The following is a 15837-nucleotide window of genomic DNA, read 5'->3' as shown; positions in this document are numbered from 1 at the left end:
TGTCAGCGCCCACCATTTCTAAGGTGAACATAGCGCGTTATTGTTATGGGAAACTGCGGCTGTTGGGCATGAGCTGCGGTAATGGTCATTTTTATACTGGTTGCATCAGCATACATGATGGGGGTAAACAATAGCTGTTTTACGTGGACTTCTGCACTAGAGATGAGTTGAGCGCCACGGCCACAGTGATCTTTTAATGGATCCGAGCTATTGGCACTCAGCTTGGTATATAAAGTGACTTTTTGTGAGCGACGGCTATAGCCATAAAGATGTACCTTGGGCTCTTTTCCCAAAGGAGCCGTCGCATCCCAAAATTTAACTCGAATACAATGCAGATTTGATGCGCTATAAATATCATCGGCCGCAGCAAAGATATAATGCTCGGCAGGATCCGTGCTCTGGGGACTCTTTAATGCCATTTCGGTAACGGCATTAGGGTGATAGCCGGCTTTTTGTAGATCTCGAGCAATCACATCAGCCACAGCTTGCACCTCTAAATTAAGGCGCGATAACACCAAGTTAGTACTACCGGCGGCCAGCACGCTAGTAAACAATGACAAGGCTCCCGCCAACACCAGTAACCCAGCCACCATGGCGACTAATAACTCCACTAGCGAAAATCCAGCAGCACGCATTAGCATTTGGGCACCCCCGACAATTTGCTACTAGAGCAGGTTCGAATAATGCCGTTATTCCAAGTTTTAACGGTAATGCTTTGCCCCTGTTCAGTGAGGGTGATATTACCGGCGACTAAGCTGCTTCTTCTGGGTTTAAAAATAAGGTAGTCACGGGCATAAGAGGCGCTAAAGTTTAAGCTGGAGGCATCATTATGATCCATAGCACGAATAAGGTGCAGCATATTGGAGCTGCAATCTGATGGTTGAGCCAACACCTTAATCTGATAGCTCCACGTAGCCGTGCCCGAACCACTAAAGCAGACGGTAATATCTTGGTTGCGCTTAATGGCTTCACTGCGGGCTAGCTGAAGATCGCTATAAAGCGCCATGCCGGCGCTGCGGACACTGTTTTTTTGGGCTAAACGTTGAAAACGAGGCACAGCCAACGACAAAAGAATGGCCACCACGGCAATCCCGATGCTCAACTCGATAAGCGTCAGTCCTCGCTGCCCAATCTCCATTCAGGCTCCTTACAGACTTAAGGTCTGCACAATCCTTGATTACAGCTAAGCTTGGTCTATAGCCGCACATTCAACAAGGTAAAGCCATGAAAAGAATACGGGGGTTTTCTCTGATCGAGTTATTAATCGCCATGGCCATTGTGGCCATATTAGCCTTGGTGGCCTACCCCAGCTTGTCTCATTATTTAGTTAAGAGTAAGCGCATGGCAGCCATGCAAACGCTGTATGCTCTGCAGCTACAACAGGAGAAGTGGCGGGTCACTCATGCGTCTTATGCCAGTCAAACGGAGGCAAGTGCGCATTTTTTACCGACTCATCAACATTATGTATTTACGGTCAGTAACGCAAGTGCCCATCAATACAGGCTAACTGCCAGTGCTAAACAAACCTCAGCCCAATATCAAGATAAAGCCGGCAACACCGCCTGTCACACCCTAAGCCTAGACAGCAACAACACCAAAACCCCAGTTGAGTGTTGGTGATCATTAGCGCCCAGCACCAAGCGCCGAGCATAAAAAAACAGCGCCTATATAGGGCGCTGTTTAGGATCTTTCTTTAAGCTGGGCGCGGCGAAAACAGCGCTGTACGTTTTACGCTGTGCGCCTTACGTTAAACAAAAACAGCGGTTTTGATGTTTTCGTACCGCGGTCGGCGTATAGCGTACAGCTGGTATCTGTTTTTAAGACACTTGCTTTACTTTTAGCTCGGCAGGTACTTCAAATACGATATTTTCTTCACGCCCGGGGTGTTCAATAACCGTCTTGCCGCCGAGGGACTTAAGATGGTTAATCACCTCTTGCACGAGTATTTCAGGGGCTGAGGCTCCGGCCGTCACCGCCACCCGTTCGACACCTTGTAACCAGCTAGCATCAATCATTTCGACACAATCGATTAAATAAGCACGCGTGCCGATTTTTTCTGCCAGCTCCCGTAAGCGATTTGAATTAGAAGAGTTTTTAGAGCCCACCACTAACATCACATCCACTTTAGCTGCCAACTCGCGCACCGCGTCTTGGCGGTTTTGTGTGGCATAGCAAATGTCGTCTTTGCGTGGGCCAACAATAGCCGGAAAGCGCTCACGTAAAGCATCAATCACATCGGAGGTTTCATCAACACTCAGTGTAGTTTGCGTGACAAAGGTCAGGTTATCGGGATTATTGACCTGCAAAGTCGCGACATCGGCTGGGTTTTCTACCAAATACATGCCACCGGTGGCACTTTCATATTGGCCCATAGTACCTTCAACCTCTGGGTGGCCTGCGTGGCCAATCAGTATGGTCTCGATATTTTTTTTGCTGGCGCGATGCACTTCCATATGAACCTTAGTAACTAAGGGGCAGGTGGCATCAAAAACTTTTAGCCCTCGGTTTTTTGCTTCTTCACGCACTGCTTTAGACACACCGTGCGCCGAGAAGATAACAATATTATCGTCGGGCACCTGATCGAGTTCTTCTACAAATACCGCCCCAGCATTTTTGAGTTTATTTACCACATAGCGGTTATGCACCACTTCGTGACGGACATAAATCGGCGCTTCAAATTTTTCTAACGCACTTTGCACTATGCTGATAGCACGATCAACGCCGGCACAAAAACCACGGGGGTTGGCAAGTAAAATATCCACATCAGGCTCCTTAATTTGTCACCGACTCTGGTGTACTAGCAGCAGAGTCAACCGTCAATATTTCCACCTCAAAGGTCACGCCATGTCCTGCCAAGGGGTGATTAAAATCTACCGTTACAGAGTCACCGGCAATATTGCGCACTATGCCCGGAATTTCTGCACCGTTAGGTTGGGTAAAGGCAACGATGGCCCCTTCTTCTAAGGTCATATCACCAGCAAACTTACTTCTGTCCATATAATGGATGTTATTAGGGTTTACTGGGCCAAAGGCGTCATCGGGCCCTAAGTCAAAGCTATGGCTATCGCCCTCTTTTAAGCCTAATAAACAGGCTTCAAAGGTTGGCGTTAAACTGCCATCGCCCATAATTAGCTTAGCCGGCTTGCCTTGTAACTGTGTGCTATCGGCAACAGAGCCATCTTCAAGCTTAATGGTAAAATGAAAGACCACTTCACTTTGTGCACCTATTTGCTTAGTCATGAGAGTTATCCTTTTTAAAACTGTCGATAATAATCATGACAGCACCTATAAAAATAAAGCTATCGGCAAGATTAAAGGCCGGCCAATGCCAGTTATTAACATAAAAATCTAAAAAATCGACCACATGCCCTAGCACTAAGCGGTCAATCACATTACCGATGGCGCCACCAATCACCAAGGCATAGGCGGCGGGTAACCAACGAGCGGCTTTAGGCAACTTGGCCATCCAAACACTCAGTAGCAGGGTAACGGCGGTTGCTAAACCGGCAAAAAACCAACGCTGCCAGCCCCCTTGATCCGCTAAAAAGCTAAACGCAGCGCCTGGGTTATACACATGTACTAAGTTAAAAAACGGGGTGATCTCCACCCCAGGATAACCATAGTCTAGGTTAGCAACCGTTAGCCATTTACTGACCTGATCGACCACAATAGCCACAATGGCTAACCACCACCAGCGCAAACCGGTTTCTTTAAAGCTAGCCATTAAGCAAACTGACGGACTTCACCGTCTCCTGAAATATTGGTCACACAACGGCCACAAATACCCGCTTGCTCAGTACTCACATCAGCAACATGGTGCCAGCAACGGCTGCATTTTTCGGCTTCACTTTTCGCAACGCGAATTTTCAAGCCATCAAGCTCGGTATCGGTGGCGTCACCGGCATTAGCCAAAGGCTCTATTTGTACGCTAGAAGTCAGTAACACAAAACGCAACTCATCGCCAAGTAAGGCAAGCTTAGTCGCTAATGATTCTTCCACAAACAAAGTAATGCTCGCTTCAAGGCCCGCACCAATGACTTTGTCTTTACGTGCCAGCTCTAACGCCTTGTTTACCGCTTGGCGTACATTAAGTAACTCAGCCCAGTAACTATCATTGAGTTGTTCACCTTCGGCCAGACCAAATAAGCCCTCATAGAACTCTTCAGTAAATACAAACTGTGCGCGCTCACCGGGTAAGGAGTTCCAAATTTCATCCGCGGTAAAGCTCATAATAGGCGCCATCCAGCGTACTAAGGCTTCGGCAATATGATACAAGGCCGTTTGGCAAGAGCGTCTGGCTAGGCCGTCGGCTTTGGCTGTGTATTGACGGTCTTTAATTACATCCAGATAGAAAGAGCCCATCTCGATGGAGCAGAACTGCATTAGCTTTTGCGTCACTAAATGGAAGTTATACTCATCATACGCTTGAGTAATTTCTTGCTGAATAGCTTGTGCACGGCCCACAGCCCAACGATCTATGGTGATCATCTCCTCGGGGGCAACCATATCGGTTGCCGGATTAAAGCCATTGAGGTTTGCCAGCAAGAAGCGCGCGGTATTACGAATACGGCGATAGGCATCAGCACTGCGTTTTAAAATTTCATCTGATACCGTCATTTCGCCGGTATAGTCAGTGCTGGCCACCCATAAGCGCAAAATATCGGCGCCTAGTTTGTTCATCACCTGCTGCGGACTCACCACATTACCCACAGACTTTGACATTTTGCGCCCATTACCGTCTACGGTAAAACCATGGGTTAAAACTTGGCGATAAGGGGCGTGATCGTTAATGGCGGTAGAGATCATCAGCGATGACATAAACCAACCTCGGTGCTGATCTGACCCTTCTAGGTACATATCAGCATTGTGGCCTTTAAACTCACCACGTTCATCCACTACAGATGCAAACGTAGAGCCTGAGTCAAACCACACATCTAAGGTATCCAATACTTTATCGTACTGAGCCGCTTCATCACCCAAAAGCTCTGCAGGGTCCAGATCCCACCACGCTTGAATGCCCGCCACCTCTACGCGCTTGGCCACTTCTTCCATTAACTCAGTGGCTCTAGGGTGCAGCTCTTGTGTCTCTTTATGTACAAATAAGGCAATGGGCACACCCCAAGTACGCTGGCGTGATATACACCAGTCTGGGCGGTTTTCAACCATGGCCTGAATGCGATTTTCACCCCACTCTGGCACCCACTGTACCTTTTTAATTTCGGCTAATGCTTTATCACGCAAGCCGCCTTGTTCCATGCTAATAAACCATTGTGGCGTTGCACGGAAAATAATCGGCGTTTTATGGCGCCAGCAATGCGGATAGGAGTGCATAATGGCGTGATGATGTAACAGTGCGCCATGCTCTTTTAATGTTTCAACCACGGCATCGTTGGCTTTAAACACATGCTGACCGGCAAATAACTCGGTATCGGGTAAATATACCCCATTGCCGCCCACAGGGTTGGCCACTTCTAAGCCATATTGTTGGCCCACCACAAAGTCTTCTTGACCGTGGCCAGGGGCAGTATGCACAGCACCCGTGCCTGAATCTGTGGTCACGTGCTCACCCAATACAACCGGTACGTCGAAGCTGTAAAACGGATGCTGAAAACGCTTTAGCTCAAGTTTGGCACCGTCACAGTAGCCTAAGTTGTGGTATTGAGTAATGCCAGCGCGATCCATCACCTCGGTAACAAGATCTGCCGCGACAATTAAACGCTCAGGCTGCTCACCTTCCACTTGCACCAGCGCATAGCTAAGCTCGCCATGTAGCGCCACGGCGCGGTTAGCCGGCAAGGTCCAAGGTGTGGTGGTCCAAATAACCACAGACATGGGTCCGTGTCCGGTATGGCCATCGGCACAATCAAAGCTGGCTGCCACCTCGGTGGCATCCATCGCCTTAAAACGCACATCAATGGCAGGAGAGCGCTTGTCTTCATGCTCAACTTCCGCTTCGGCTAAGGCAGACCCACAATCGGTACACCAATGCACCGGCTTTGAGCCTTTGTGCAAGTGACCTTTATCGATAATTTTACCTAGGGTACGAATAATGTTGGCTTCGGTGCCAAAGTCCATGGTCAGATAAGGATTATCCCAATCAGCTAACACACCTAGGCGAACAAAATCGGTTTTTTGCGCCTCAATTTGAGTTTGCGCATAAGCACGACAGGCTTGGCGAAACTCAGCCGCCGAGACTTTAACACCAGGCTTGCCGACTTTTGCTTCTACTTTTAATTCAATCGGCAAGCCGTGACAGTCCCAACCGGGAATGTAGGGAGAGTCGTATCCTAATAAGCCTTTAGACTTGACGATCACGTCTTTTAAGATCTTATTTACCGAGTGACCAATATGAATGCTGCCATTGGCGTAAGGAGGGCCATCGTGCAAGATAAACGGCTTTTTACCGGCTTTAGCCTGACGCACAGCGCCGTATAAGTCTTGCTCCATCCAGCGGGCTAACATTTCTGGCTCACGTTTGGCCAGATTACCGCGCATCGGAAACTCCGTTTCAGGCAAATTCAGGGTATTTTTATAATCGGTCATGGGTCCTACATTCCGTTCGGTTCTGATACCGCTAACCCAAACCAGTGGCGGGCAGTGGCGGCATCGCGTTGAATTTGCTCCTTTAACAGCTCAAAGGATGCGAATTTTTGTTCGCTTCGCAGTTTATGGCGAAGCTCAACTTCCACCTGTTTGCCGTATATATCACCGGAAAAATCAAACAAGTGAACTTCTAATAAAGCTTGGGTGCCATTGACGGTAGGTTTATTACCGATATTAGCCACCCCTGGGTAGCGCTGCCCATCTAGGCAGAGCTCAACAGCATACACGCCCGATACAGGGCTGACTTGACGTTTTAGCGCCACGTTTGCCGTCGGAAAACCTATGGTGCGGCCCAGCTTGGCACCGTGAGCCACTCGGCCACATAAGCTAAAAGGGCGCCCGAGCATGGCAGCGGCTCTGGTGAGCTCATCGTTGACCATGGCATCACGGATCAAGGTGCTGCTGACTCGTTGGCGGTTCATGCACCAACTTTGGGTGCTCACCACCTCAAAATCAAAGCGCTGCCCTGCACGAGTGAGTAACTCAAAATTGCCGCCTCTGTGCTGGCCAAAGCGAAAATCATCGCCGACCACCAAAAACCGCACTCCAAGTTTATCCACCAAAAGATCGCGAATAAAATGATCAGGGCTTTGTGCCGCAAAGGCTTCGTTAAAGCGCACACACAGTAAACGATCGATGCCAAGGCGTGCCAACTGCTGGTATTTTTCACGCAGTCGAGTTAAACGCGGTGGGGCGTCATTGCCCGTAAACAACTCTCTGGGCTGGGGCTCAAAGATCATCACGCAAGCCGGTACATTCAGCCTGCGAGCTTGCTCAATAAGGCGGCGCAATACCGATTGGTGCCCTAAGTGCACGCCATCAAAATTACCAATGGTCAGCACACAGCCACTATGCCATGGCTTAATATTGTGAATGCCGCGTATAAGCTCCATAGATTCCGTGACTGACCTTAGCTGTAAATGAGCGGATTATAACCCAGCTGGCCGTTAGGATCAGCCCTACTCGATGCTTTTAAAGTGCTTTATACGCACACCACTAATAACTAACAAAATACCGTAACACAGGGCACCAGCACCAATATAGCCAAATAAATGCAAGCTACTGCTCAATAAGCCCCATTCGGCCCACACCGTTAACGAAGGGGAGAGCCACCACAAGAGTGCCGCCATGCCCACACTGGCAAAGAACACTTTAGCGCCAAATAGCCAGGTTTGACGACTCGGCTGGTAAACATCACGACGGCTTAAGCCCCATGCCAGCAAGCTTGCATTTAATATACCCGACATGGCCGTAGCCAAGGCCAAACCGACGTATCCTAGCGGGAAAATCAGCATGGCATTAAACACCATATTGGCCACCATGGCGATAATACCAAAGCGTACCGGTGTCTTGGTATCTTGGCGCGCATAATAACCGGGTGCCAATACCTTTATCAGCATAAAGGCTTGTAAGCCCACACCATAGGCCATCAAACTTTTACTGGCAGCCAATACTTCTTCTGCCCCAAATTCACCGCGCATAAACAACACCCTAAGCATGGGTTCACTGAGCACAATTAAGCCCACCATAGCCGGAAAGCCCATTAGTAATACCATGCGCACTCCCCAATCCATGGTGGCAGCAAAGCCCTCTTTAGACTGATCAACATGACGACTGGACAAGGCCGGTAAAATGACGGTAGCAATGGCAATGCCAAACAGCCCGAGCGGAAACTCCAACAGGCGATCGGAGTAATATAAATAACTAATGGAGCCGGTAGCCAAAAAAGACGCCAGTACAGTATCAAACAGTAAGTTGACCTGACTTACCGAGACCCCAAACAAGGCCGGTATCATAAGTGTGCGTATTTTAACTACCCCCGGATGATGCCAGGCCCAACGAGGACGCACCAACATGCGCAAACGCCATAAAAATGGAAACTGAAATAAAAATTGCAGTAAACCACCCAAAAATACCCCTATTGCTAACCCAAGCTCGGGCTCAGCAAGGCGTGGCGAAATCCAAAGTGCGGCTGCAATGATCGCCAAGTTGAGAAATACCGGCGTAAAGGACGAGACCGCAAATTTACCAAAGGTATTTAAAATGGCCCCCGCCATAGCGGTAAAGCTAATAAACCACAAATAAGGAAAGGTAATTTTAAGTAATAACGAGGCCAGCTCAAATTTATAGGCTTCGGGGCCATCGTTCGCCCACTCTAAAAACCACCCCATACCGAATAAGGCCGTTACCGCACCTGAGCCCACTACACCCACTAAGGTTACCAGCGTCACTATCAGACCTAGGGTGCCCGATACAGCCGCTAATAAGTCTTGGGTATCCTTAAAGCTACGGGTTTGCTTGTATTCTGTCATTACGGGGATGAAGGCTTGATTAAAAGCGCCTTCGGCAAATAAACGGCGTAAGAAGTTGGGAATGCGATTCGCAAAGAAGAACACATCGGCCGAGGCACCCGCTCCTAATAAGTTGGCGATCACGACATCACGCACTAATCCGAGCACCCGAGATATTAGGGTCATAGCGGACACAACTAGGCCCGATCGCAGTAATGCTTTGCTCAAAATGAAAACCTCTTATTAAGAAAATTGCTGTATGCAGGGGAATGCTGGTAGAATCCGCACGACAGTTTAACCCTCGGCCCTGTATCTGACCACAGGGCGGTGTTTATTTGCACAAATTAATTGACATTTAGCAGTGAAAAGGGCATATTCCTCAGCCTTTTATTAACACTCGCTAAGACAGTTCTAGGAGTTTTACCTTGGCTAATATCAAGTCTGCTAAGAAGCGCGCGCTTCAATCAGAGAAACGCCGTAAGCATAATGCTAGCCGCCGTTCAATGGTTCGCACTTACATGAAAAAAGTTATTGCAGCTATTGCTACCGGCAACAAAGAGAATGCACAAGCTGCATTCAACCAAGCACAGCCTCTGCTGGATCGTATGGCCACTAAAGGTCTGATCCATAAGAATAAAGCTGCTCGTCATAAGAGCCGCCTTAACGCTAAAATTAAAGCTCTGTAAGTTAGAGTTTTTTATAAGCGTAAAAAAACCGGCTTAACGCCGGTTTTTTATTGCCTATTTTCAAGTAGTCCCCTTCACTCCTCACTCCTCACATTTTTACTGTTATTTACAGTAAAGTTTGTGCAGCAATGCGATCACTTCTCGCACTTCATCGCTTTTTAGTGAATAGTAAACGGTTTGCGCTTCTTTTCGTGTACGAACAAAGCCATCTTTACGCAGTAATGCTAAATGTTGAGATAGCGCTGATTGGCTTAACCCCAAATGCTCGTTCATTTCACCTACCGATAGTTCTTTGTCGAGTAAATGGCATAAAATAAATAATCTGCGCTCATTGGCCAGCGCCTTGAGCAGTTTCACTGCATTGGTGGCACTCGCCTCCATCGCTTGCATGTCCAATTCCATCATGGTGTCCATTTTCAAATAATTAACTAAATTCACCGTCAAAACTCACGGGAGCGACACCGGCAGAAAAATCGTCCAGCCCCGAAAACAGTGACGTAAAATCACTCTCACAAAGCCGCTTCACTGCGGGGTGCTGGATCATTCGCTCGGCAAAAATCACGTAATACTCTTCTTTTAGCTCTTCTACTCGCCCAATTTCAATAACCGGTTGATACTGTAAAATTGCATCACGATAAATAGCAGGGGCCACAAAAATACCCTGGTTAAAAAAACCAAAAGCTTTCATTAACGCCGCATCATCAAACTCACCTAAAATTTGCGGCTTTAAACCCTGTACCTCTAACCAATGGCGTAATTGTCGCCCCATGGCCGTACGCCGTCCAGGAATTAAGAGTCTACGCTCTTCTAAGCAATCAGGAAACGGCTTAGTTGGCAGTGGCTCTCGGCAATAAAAACCAATATCACACTCCCCTAATTTCTTCGATAATAACCCCGCATGCTGGGCCGAGTCGACGGGACAGTCAGATAAGATCATATCTAATTTATGCTCACTCAACTGCTCTAACAGCATTTCGTGAGTCGACTCGTAGCAGCGCAGATGAATTGAATCATCATTGGGGATCACCGACATTAACACTCGGCTCGCTAAACGCTTAGAGAGCGCATCGGCCACACCCACATCAAAGATCAAGTGATCTTCTTTACGATAATGCACTATATCAAGCATTTCATAAGAAAGGCTAAACATACGATCGGCGTATTTAAACACCAATTGCCCCAGCTCACTGGCCTCTAATTGCCGCCCTTTTCGCTTAAATAGCTTACCGCCAAGACGCTGCTCTAGCTGGCGAATTTGCCCAGTGACCGTTTGCGGCGTTAAAAATAGCGCCTCGGCAGCTTTCGTCACTGAGCCTTTTTTTTGCGTCATCCAAAAATAATATAGATGATTGTAATTTAGGTGTGACAAACGTCATCTCCATAACACAATGGCGCAATCAGCAGACACAAAAGCCTAACCTGCTTATGGTGAGACTTATTGTCGTGCTATGAGTATCACTGCGCCAAGCTCACTGTTAAATAGCCACCGGCGCTTTAATATGAGGATGCGCTTGATAATCCTCTATAACAAAATCATCAAAAGTATAGTCAAATAGGGAGCTGGGTTTGCGTGCCAAACGCAACTTGGGCAGTGCATAAGGCTCACGGGCTAACTGTAGTCTGGCTTGTTCTAGATGGTTACTATAAAGATGAACATCGCCCCCCGTCCACACAAAGTCTCCCACCTCTAAGCCGGCCTGTTGTGCCAGCATGTGCGTTAATAAGGCGTAGCTTGCAATATTAAAAGGCAAACCCAAAAACACATCACAGCTGCGCTGATAAAGCTGACAAGATAATTTACCATTGACCACATAAAACTGAAATAAGGCATGGCAAGGGGCTAATGCCATTTGCTCTAACTCTCCCACGTTCCAAGCCGAGACAATAATACGACGGCTATCAGGATTAGCTTTAATGGTCGCTAATGCTTGGCTAATTTGATCAATAGTGCTGCCATCAGCCCCTTGCCAACTGCGCCACTGGTGGCCATAAACAGGGCCTAAGTCGCCATTTTCATCGGCCCATTCGTCCCAAATTCGCACGCCATGTTCTTTTAGATAGCCAATATTAGTATCGCCATTTAGAAACCACAGCAGCTCATGAATAATCGATTTTAAATGACACTTTTTAGTGGTGATCAGCGGAAAGCCCTGTGCCAGATCAAAGCGCATTTGATGGCCAAATACAGATAAGGTGCCAGTGCCGGTTCTGTCTTCTTTTACCGCCCCTTTATCCAGTATATGTTGCATTAATTCTAGATAAGCCTTCATGCTACTTCCCCTTTACCAAACCATTGTGGACGACGAAACGCCGCCCAAATCATAAACGCACCTGCCAGCATCATCGGCATCGACAATAACTGCCCCATGCTAAACATATCTAAGTACAAGCCCAGTTGTACGTCTGGCTCTCGTACAAACTCGACCAAAAAGCGAAATAGCCCATAGCAACTCAGGAACAAGCCCGACACAACCCCCCTTGGAGGACGCGCACGCCAAGCAAGATTCAGTATAATGAGTAACACCACCCCTTCGAGGGCAAACTGATACAGCTGAGAGGGATGACGAGGCAGCATGCCAGCAGCCGGAAAGATAATGCCCCAAGGCACCTCAGTCACGCGTCCCCATAGCTCGCCATTAATAAAGTTACCAATGCGGCCTGCACCTAAGCCAAAAGGGATTAAGGGAGCAATAAAGTCGGCCACCGCAAAGAAGGTTTTGCCTTGCTTGCGGGCATATAGCCAGAGTGCGGTGATCACACCCATTAAGCCGCCATGAAACGACATACCGCCGGTCCAGATCTTAATCAGGTAGAGAGGATCATCTAAAAAGACATCAAACTGATAGAAAAAGACATAGCCAAGGCGACCACCGACGATCACCCCTAAAAAGCCATAAAACAGCACATCAGACACTTGATCCCGAGTCCAATTTGAATCCGGCTGTGCCGCACGACGATTAGCCATTAGCCAGGCAAATAGAAATCCCAGTAAATACATTAGTCCGTACCAATGCACCGCAAGCGGCCCTATTTGTATGGCAACGGGATCAAAACCTGGGAATACCCAGTGGCTCTCAGACATGCCTTTACTCCACCAATAACAAAAGGCGCTATTGTGCGATCCCAGCGTGCAAAATACCAGAAGTACCGAGAGGCTGTGTTATCGTCTGGGAGTTTTAGGGCCGCGCAGTAGGCCGCTTAGCCCACGCTCTTCTAAATAACGACTGAATGCTTCTTGAATCGCCCCCACTTGCTGCTGACTCAGCAAATCTTGTAATAGTTTTTGCAGTTCATCACAACGAGATTGGCGTACTATGTATTTAATACGCAAAATATTACTGTTATTCATACTAAAGCGCCGGTATCCCATGGCCATCAGTACTAACACACCAATAGGGTCGCCAGCTAGCTCACCACATACAGAAACAGGCTTACCATAACGCTCGGCTACGTCAAAAATTTGTTGCAGGGCGCGCAGTATCGCAGGATGAAAGGCATCATAAATACTGGCAACACGACCGTTATTTCGATCTACTGCCAGTAAGTATTGGGTTAAATCGTTGGTTCCTACCGACCAAAAGTCCACTAAGGGCGCTAATTCGGGCAATAAATAAAGCAGCGAGGGCACCTCTATCATCACCCCTAAACAGGGATAACGAATATCGCCTTTTTGCTGTGCCGTTTCGGCGGATACTTCTCGCCACGCGCGATCAAGCATGCGCCGCGCTACCCGCACCTCATCTAAATTCGTCACCATGGGCAACATAATAGATAGATTATCTAAGCCTTGGCTGGCACGAAGCATGGCTTTAAGCTGAACTAAAAATATCTCGGGATGATCCAACGTTAGGCGTATGCCCCGCCAGCCCAGAAAAGGATTCTCTTCTACAATAGGGAAATAGGGTAATTGTTTATCGCCGCCCACATCTAAGGTGCGCATACACACGGGTTTACCCACAAACCCCGCCATTACCCGACGATAACAAATGACTTGTTCTTGTTCTGAGGGGAAGCGATCGCGCATCATAAAAGGAATTTCGGTGCGAAATAACCCAATGCCATCCACCGCATCGTTCGCCGTCACATCCGTTTCAACACTTAAACCGGCATTAAGCAGTAAAGAGACCGGCGCTTTGTCTAGGGTAATGGCGTCTTGATGCAAGACACTGGCAAATAGCGCATCCATTTTCTCTTCTTGAGCGATCAAACGCCGGTACTCACGCAGCACTGACTGAATGGGCTCAACTAACAGATCCCCATGAAAACCATCAACGATCAGAGTGCGATCCTCTAACAACTCAAAGGTGTGATCAATCCCCATCACCGCGGGAATGCCCATAGATCGCGCCAAAATAGCGGCATGAGAGTTAATGGATCCTTTGGCCGAGACCATGCCTTTAAGTTTATTAGGGGGAATTTCAGCAATTAAGGTTGCACTAATTTCATCAGCCACCAAAATAATAGGCTCATCTAGGGTAAGGGTAAACATTCCCTCGTCTTCATGAATCAAGCGGGTAATTAATCGCTGTCCTAAATCACGAATATCTGCCGCTCGCTCACGCAAATACAAATCTGACATATTGCCAAATTTCTTAATTTGTCGCTCACATACTCGCTTTACGGCACTGCCAGCAATCCAACCTGCGTATATTTCATCGCGGATCAAACCAATAAACATGGGATCTTTAAGGATATACTGATAAACCTCAAACACGGCGACTGACTCACTGGCTTGCGACTCTTGAAAGCGCAGCGCTAAGCCATTCAGTTCATCTTCAACTTGTATTAGTACCTTGTCTAACCGAGCGTGCTGTAAGGCGATATCATTCCCTTGGCGCTCTTTCACTTGATCCAATGTAATTCTGGGTCGCCATACCCAAGCACGCCCAATGGCCACCCCAGGCGATCCTGCCAACCCTCGCAATACACCGTGCCAATTAGGTGAGAGTAAGTTGCCCTTAGCTTCGGCATGGGCAATAACAGTGGCCAGTTGTGACGCCAGCGTAACCAGAAAAGATTCTTCACCCTCTTCAAATAACCGTGCTTGTTTTTGCTGTACTACCAGCACACCTAAGGTTTTACGTTGGTGAATAATGGGCGCGCCTAAAAATGAAATAAAGGCGTCTTCACCGGTTTCAGGCAGGTATTTAAATTGAGGGTGCGAGCGGGCATCAGCTAAGTTTATAAGCTCTTCTTTATCACCAATCAAGCCAACTATCCCCTGCCCCAAGGGCATAATAGCGCGCCCCTCGGCACTCGGGGCTAAACCGTCGGTGGCTGTTAATAAATAGTTTTGCTGGCGTTCTTGATACAAATAAATAGAGCAGCAATCCACCTGCATGGCAAAGCGGGTTTGCTGCACTAATTCTTTCATGGCGTTATTCAGATCGGAGCTGGCCGTTACCTGCTGAACGATTGCTCGCAATTCCTTTAGCACAGCCACCTCCTTAAATACAGATATGCGCCTGAAATTATACGCTTTAAGTTATACGCCTTACGCTATATGTCTTACCACATTGCAGCCAATGACTGAGTCTTGTATTTAACGCTGCATCAAAAAGTACGGCTTTCTCTTGCTGTTAACTTACTGCTTCAAGCTTATCGCTTGCGGCTATTACTTTTTACCGGTGTCGTTTACGCACGTCTCGGCGCCCCTGCTCGGCCATGACAATGGGAGCAAATTCTTTAAGCACCCGTCGGTACACTTCACGTTTAAAAGACACCACTTGGCGCACCGGATACCAATAACTGACCCAGCGCCAATCATCAAACTCCGGCAGCCCATGACAGCCAAATTCAATATGGGATTCGTGTTCAGGCTCTAACCTCAACAAAAACCATTTTTGTTTTTGCCCAATGCAAACAGGATTACTGTCCCAACGCACTAACCGCTTAGGCAGTTTATATTTAAGCCAATGTCGTGTTACGGCCAGCAAAGTAACGTGCTCAGGCCTAAGTCCTATCTCTTCATACAGCTCTCGGTACATAGACTGCTCTGGGGTTTCACCCTCATCTACGCCCCCCTGAGGAAACTGCCAAGAGTGTTGCCCATAGCGCCTAGCCCATAACACTTGACCTTTGCGATTGCAGATCACTATGCCTACATTGGGACGAAAACCGTCGCCATCTATCACGCAATCACCAGACTAAAAAAATAACATAAGCAGGATTGTTCCATATTCCCCTATTCTCGGCAAATGATGCTACAAACAAAAAAATTCACAGCAATACTGAATAACTTGTATTTTTGTCAATAG

General features: G+C 47.7%; 16 protein-coding genes. 2 read left to right on the top strand and 14 right to left on the bottom strand.

Going from position 1 to position 15837, the window contains the following annotated elements; genetic code table 11:
* Nucleotides 1-2: 2 nt before the first annotated feature.
* Together J3U76_RS06850 and J3U76_RS06845 are read right to left on the bottom strand one after the other, a co-directional pair.
* Entirely contained in the window at nt 3-641 is a 639-nt protein-coding gene (locus tag J3U76_RS06850) for a PilW family protein (RefSeq protein ID WP_208005180.1), read from the bottom strand.
* On the bottom strand, nt 635-1138 hold the full coding sequence (locus tag J3U76_RS06845) for a GspH/FimT family pseudopilin (RefSeq protein WP_208005179.1): 504 nt from the start codon (nt 1136-1138) through the stop codon (nt 635-637). The genes J3U76_RS06850 and J3U76_RS06845 overlap by 7 nt, the downstream gene beginning before the upstream one ends.
* 86 nt (nt 1139-1224) lie before the next feature.
* Between J3U76_RS06845 and J3U76_RS06840 the strand changes: the two genes are divergently transcribed.
* Nucleotides 1225-1620 carry a type IV pilin protein gene (locus tag J3U76_RS06840; RefSeq protein WP_208005178.1) on the top strand — a complete coding sequence of 132 codons (396 nt, stop codon included), beginning with the start codon at nt 1225-1227 and terminating at the stop codon, nt 1618-1620.
* A gap of 197 nt (nt 1621-1817) precedes the next feature.
* Here the strand turns inward: J3U76_RS06840 and ispH are convergent, their stop codons facing one another.
* The 6 genes from ispH to murJ all read right to left on the bottom strand — a co-directional run bounded on the left by ispH (nt 1818) and on the right by murJ (nt 9122).
* Nucleotides 1818-2762 carry a 4-hydroxy-3-methylbut-2-enyl diphosphate reductase gene (ispH, locus tag J3U76_RS06835; protein WP_208005177.1) on the bottom strand — a complete coding sequence of 315 codons (945 nt, stop codon included), beginning with the start codon at nt 2760-2762 and terminating at the stop codon, nt 1818-1820.
* Between the two features lie 10 nt (nt 2763-2772).
* Nucleotides 2773-3240 carry an FKBP-type peptidyl-prolyl cis-trans isomerase gene (gene fkpB, locus J3U76_RS06830; protein ID WP_208005176.1) on the bottom strand — a complete coding sequence of 156 codons (468 nt, stop codon included), beginning with the start codon at nt 3238-3240 and terminating at the stop codon, nt 2773-2775.
* The gene (lspA, locus tag J3U76_RS06825) at nt 3233-3724 is read right to left on the bottom strand and encodes a signal peptidase II (protein WP_208005175.1); all 492 of its coding nucleotides are present in this window, start codon (nt 3722-3724) and stop codon (nt 3233-3235) included. The genes fkpB and lspA overlap by 8 nt, the downstream gene beginning before the upstream one ends.
* Complete coding sequence (gene ileS / locus J3U76_RS06820) at nt 3724-6543, bottom strand: isoleucine--tRNA ligase (protein WP_208005174.1); 2820 nt, start codon at nt 6541-6543, stop codon at nt 3724-3726. The genes lspA and ileS overlap by 1 nt, the downstream gene beginning before the upstream one ends.
* A gap of 5 nt (nt 6544-6548) precedes the next feature.
* Complete coding sequence (ribF, locus tag J3U76_RS06815; RefSeq protein ID WP_208005173.1) at nt 6549-7496, bottom strand: bifunctional riboflavin kinase/FAD synthetase; 948 nt, start codon at nt 7494-7496, stop codon at nt 6549-6551.
* Nucleotides 7497-7562: 66 nt separating this feature from the next.
* A complete protein-coding gene (gene murJ, locus J3U76_RS06810; protein ID WP_208005172.1) occupies nt 7563-9122 on the bottom strand; it encodes a murein biosynthesis integral membrane protein MurJ in 1560 nt (519 codons plus the stop codon).
* A gap of 197 nt (nt 9123-9319) precedes the next feature.
* Between murJ and rpsT the strand changes: the two genes are divergently transcribed.
* Nucleotides 9320-9580, top strand: a complete 261-nt coding sequence (gene rpsT / locus J3U76_RS06805) for a 30S ribosomal protein S20 (RefSeq protein ID WP_208005171.1) — start codon at nt 9320-9322, stop codon at nt 9578-9580.
* 102 nt (nt 9581-9682) lie between these two features.
* Here the strand turns inward: rpsT and J3U76_RS06800 are convergent, their stop codons facing one another.
* The 6 genes from J3U76_RS06800 to rppH form a co-directional block, all read right to left on the bottom strand.
* A complete protein-coding gene (locus tag J3U76_RS06800) occupies nt 9683-9985 on the bottom strand; it encodes an ArsR/SmtB family transcription factor (protein WP_424022300.1) in 303 nt (100 codons plus the stop codon).
* Nucleotides 9986-10004: 19 nt separating this feature from the next.
* Nucleotides 10005-10949, bottom strand: coding sequence for a transcriptional activator NhaR (nhaR, locus tag J3U76_RS06795; protein WP_208005170.1), 945 nt, complete (start codon nt 10947-10949; stop codon nt 10005-10007).
* A gap of 106 nt (nt 10950-11055) precedes the next feature.
* Nucleotides 11056-11850 (bottom strand): thymidylate synthase, encoded by a 795-nt coding sequence (gene thyA / locus J3U76_RS06790; protein ID WP_208005169.1) that lies wholly within the window; start codon nt 11848-11850, stop codon nt 11056-11058.
* A complete protein-coding gene (gene lgt, locus J3U76_RS06785) occupies nt 11847-12662 on the bottom strand; it encodes a prolipoprotein diacylglyceryl transferase (RefSeq protein ID WP_208005168.1) in 816 nt (271 codons plus the stop codon). The genes thyA and lgt overlap by 4 nt, the downstream gene beginning before the upstream one ends.
* A 78-nt stretch (nt 12663-12740) precedes the next feature.
* Nucleotides 12741-15017 (bottom strand): phosphoenolpyruvate--protein phosphotransferase, encoded by a 2277-nt coding sequence (gene ptsP / locus J3U76_RS06780; RefSeq protein ID WP_208005167.1) that lies wholly within the window; start codon nt 15015-15017, stop codon nt 12741-12743.
* A 184-nt stretch (nt 15018-15201) separates the two neighbouring features.
* On the bottom strand, nt 15202-15714 hold the full coding sequence (rppH, locus tag J3U76_RS06775) for an RNA pyrophosphohydrolase (RefSeq protein ID WP_208005166.1): 513 nt from the start codon (nt 15712-15714) through the stop codon (nt 15202-15204).
* Nucleotides 15715-15837: the final 123 nt, after the last annotated feature.

Origin of the sequence: Oceanisphaera pacifica (assembly GCF_017498065.1) — a bacterium.
In the GTDB taxonomy this organism is placed as follows: domain Bacteria; phylum Pseudomonadota; class Gammaproteobacteria; order Enterobacterales; family Aeromonadaceae; genus Oceanimonas; species Oceanimonas pacifica.
This window is presented reverse-complemented; position numbering and strand designations above follow the sequence as displayed.

Coding starts and splice junctions, on each gene's coding strand:
- J3U76_RS06850 (WP_208005180.1), bottom strand. CDS start 641: ATGCTAATGCGTGCTGCTGGATTTTCGCTAGTGGAGTTATTAGTCGCC.
- J3U76_RS06845 (WP_208005179.1), bottom strand. CDS start 1,138: ATGGAGATTGGGCAGCGAGGACTGACGCTTATCGAGTTGAGCATCGGG.
- J3U76_RS06840 (WP_208005178.1), top strand. CDS start 1,225: ATGAAAAGAATACGGGGGTTTTCTCTGATCGAGTTATTAATCGCCATG.
- fkpB (WP_208005176.1), bottom strand. CDS start 3,240: ATGACTAAGCAAATAGGTGCACAAAGTGAAGTGGTCTTTCATTTTACC.
- lspA (WP_208005175.1), bottom strand. CDS start 3,724: ATGGCTAGCTTTAAAGAAACCGGTTTGCGCTGGTGGTGGTTAGCCATT.
- ileS (WP_208005174.1), bottom strand. CDS start 6,543: ATGACCGATTATAAAAATACCCTGAATTTGCCTGAAACGGAGTTTCCG.
- ribF (WP_208005173.1), bottom strand. CDS start 7,496: ATGGAGCTTATACGCGGCATTCACAATATTAAGCCATGGCATAGTGGC.
- J3U76_RS06800 (WP_424022300.1), bottom strand. CDS start 9,985: ATGATGGAATTGGACATGCAAGCGATGGAGGCGAGTGCCACCAATGCA.
- thyA (WP_208005169.1), bottom strand. CDS start 11,850: ATGAAGGCTTATCTAGAATTAATGCAACATATACTGGATAAAGGGGCG.
- lgt (WP_208005168.1), bottom strand. CDS start 12,662: ATGTCTGAGAGCCACTGGGTATTCCCAGGTTTTGATCCCGTTGCCATA.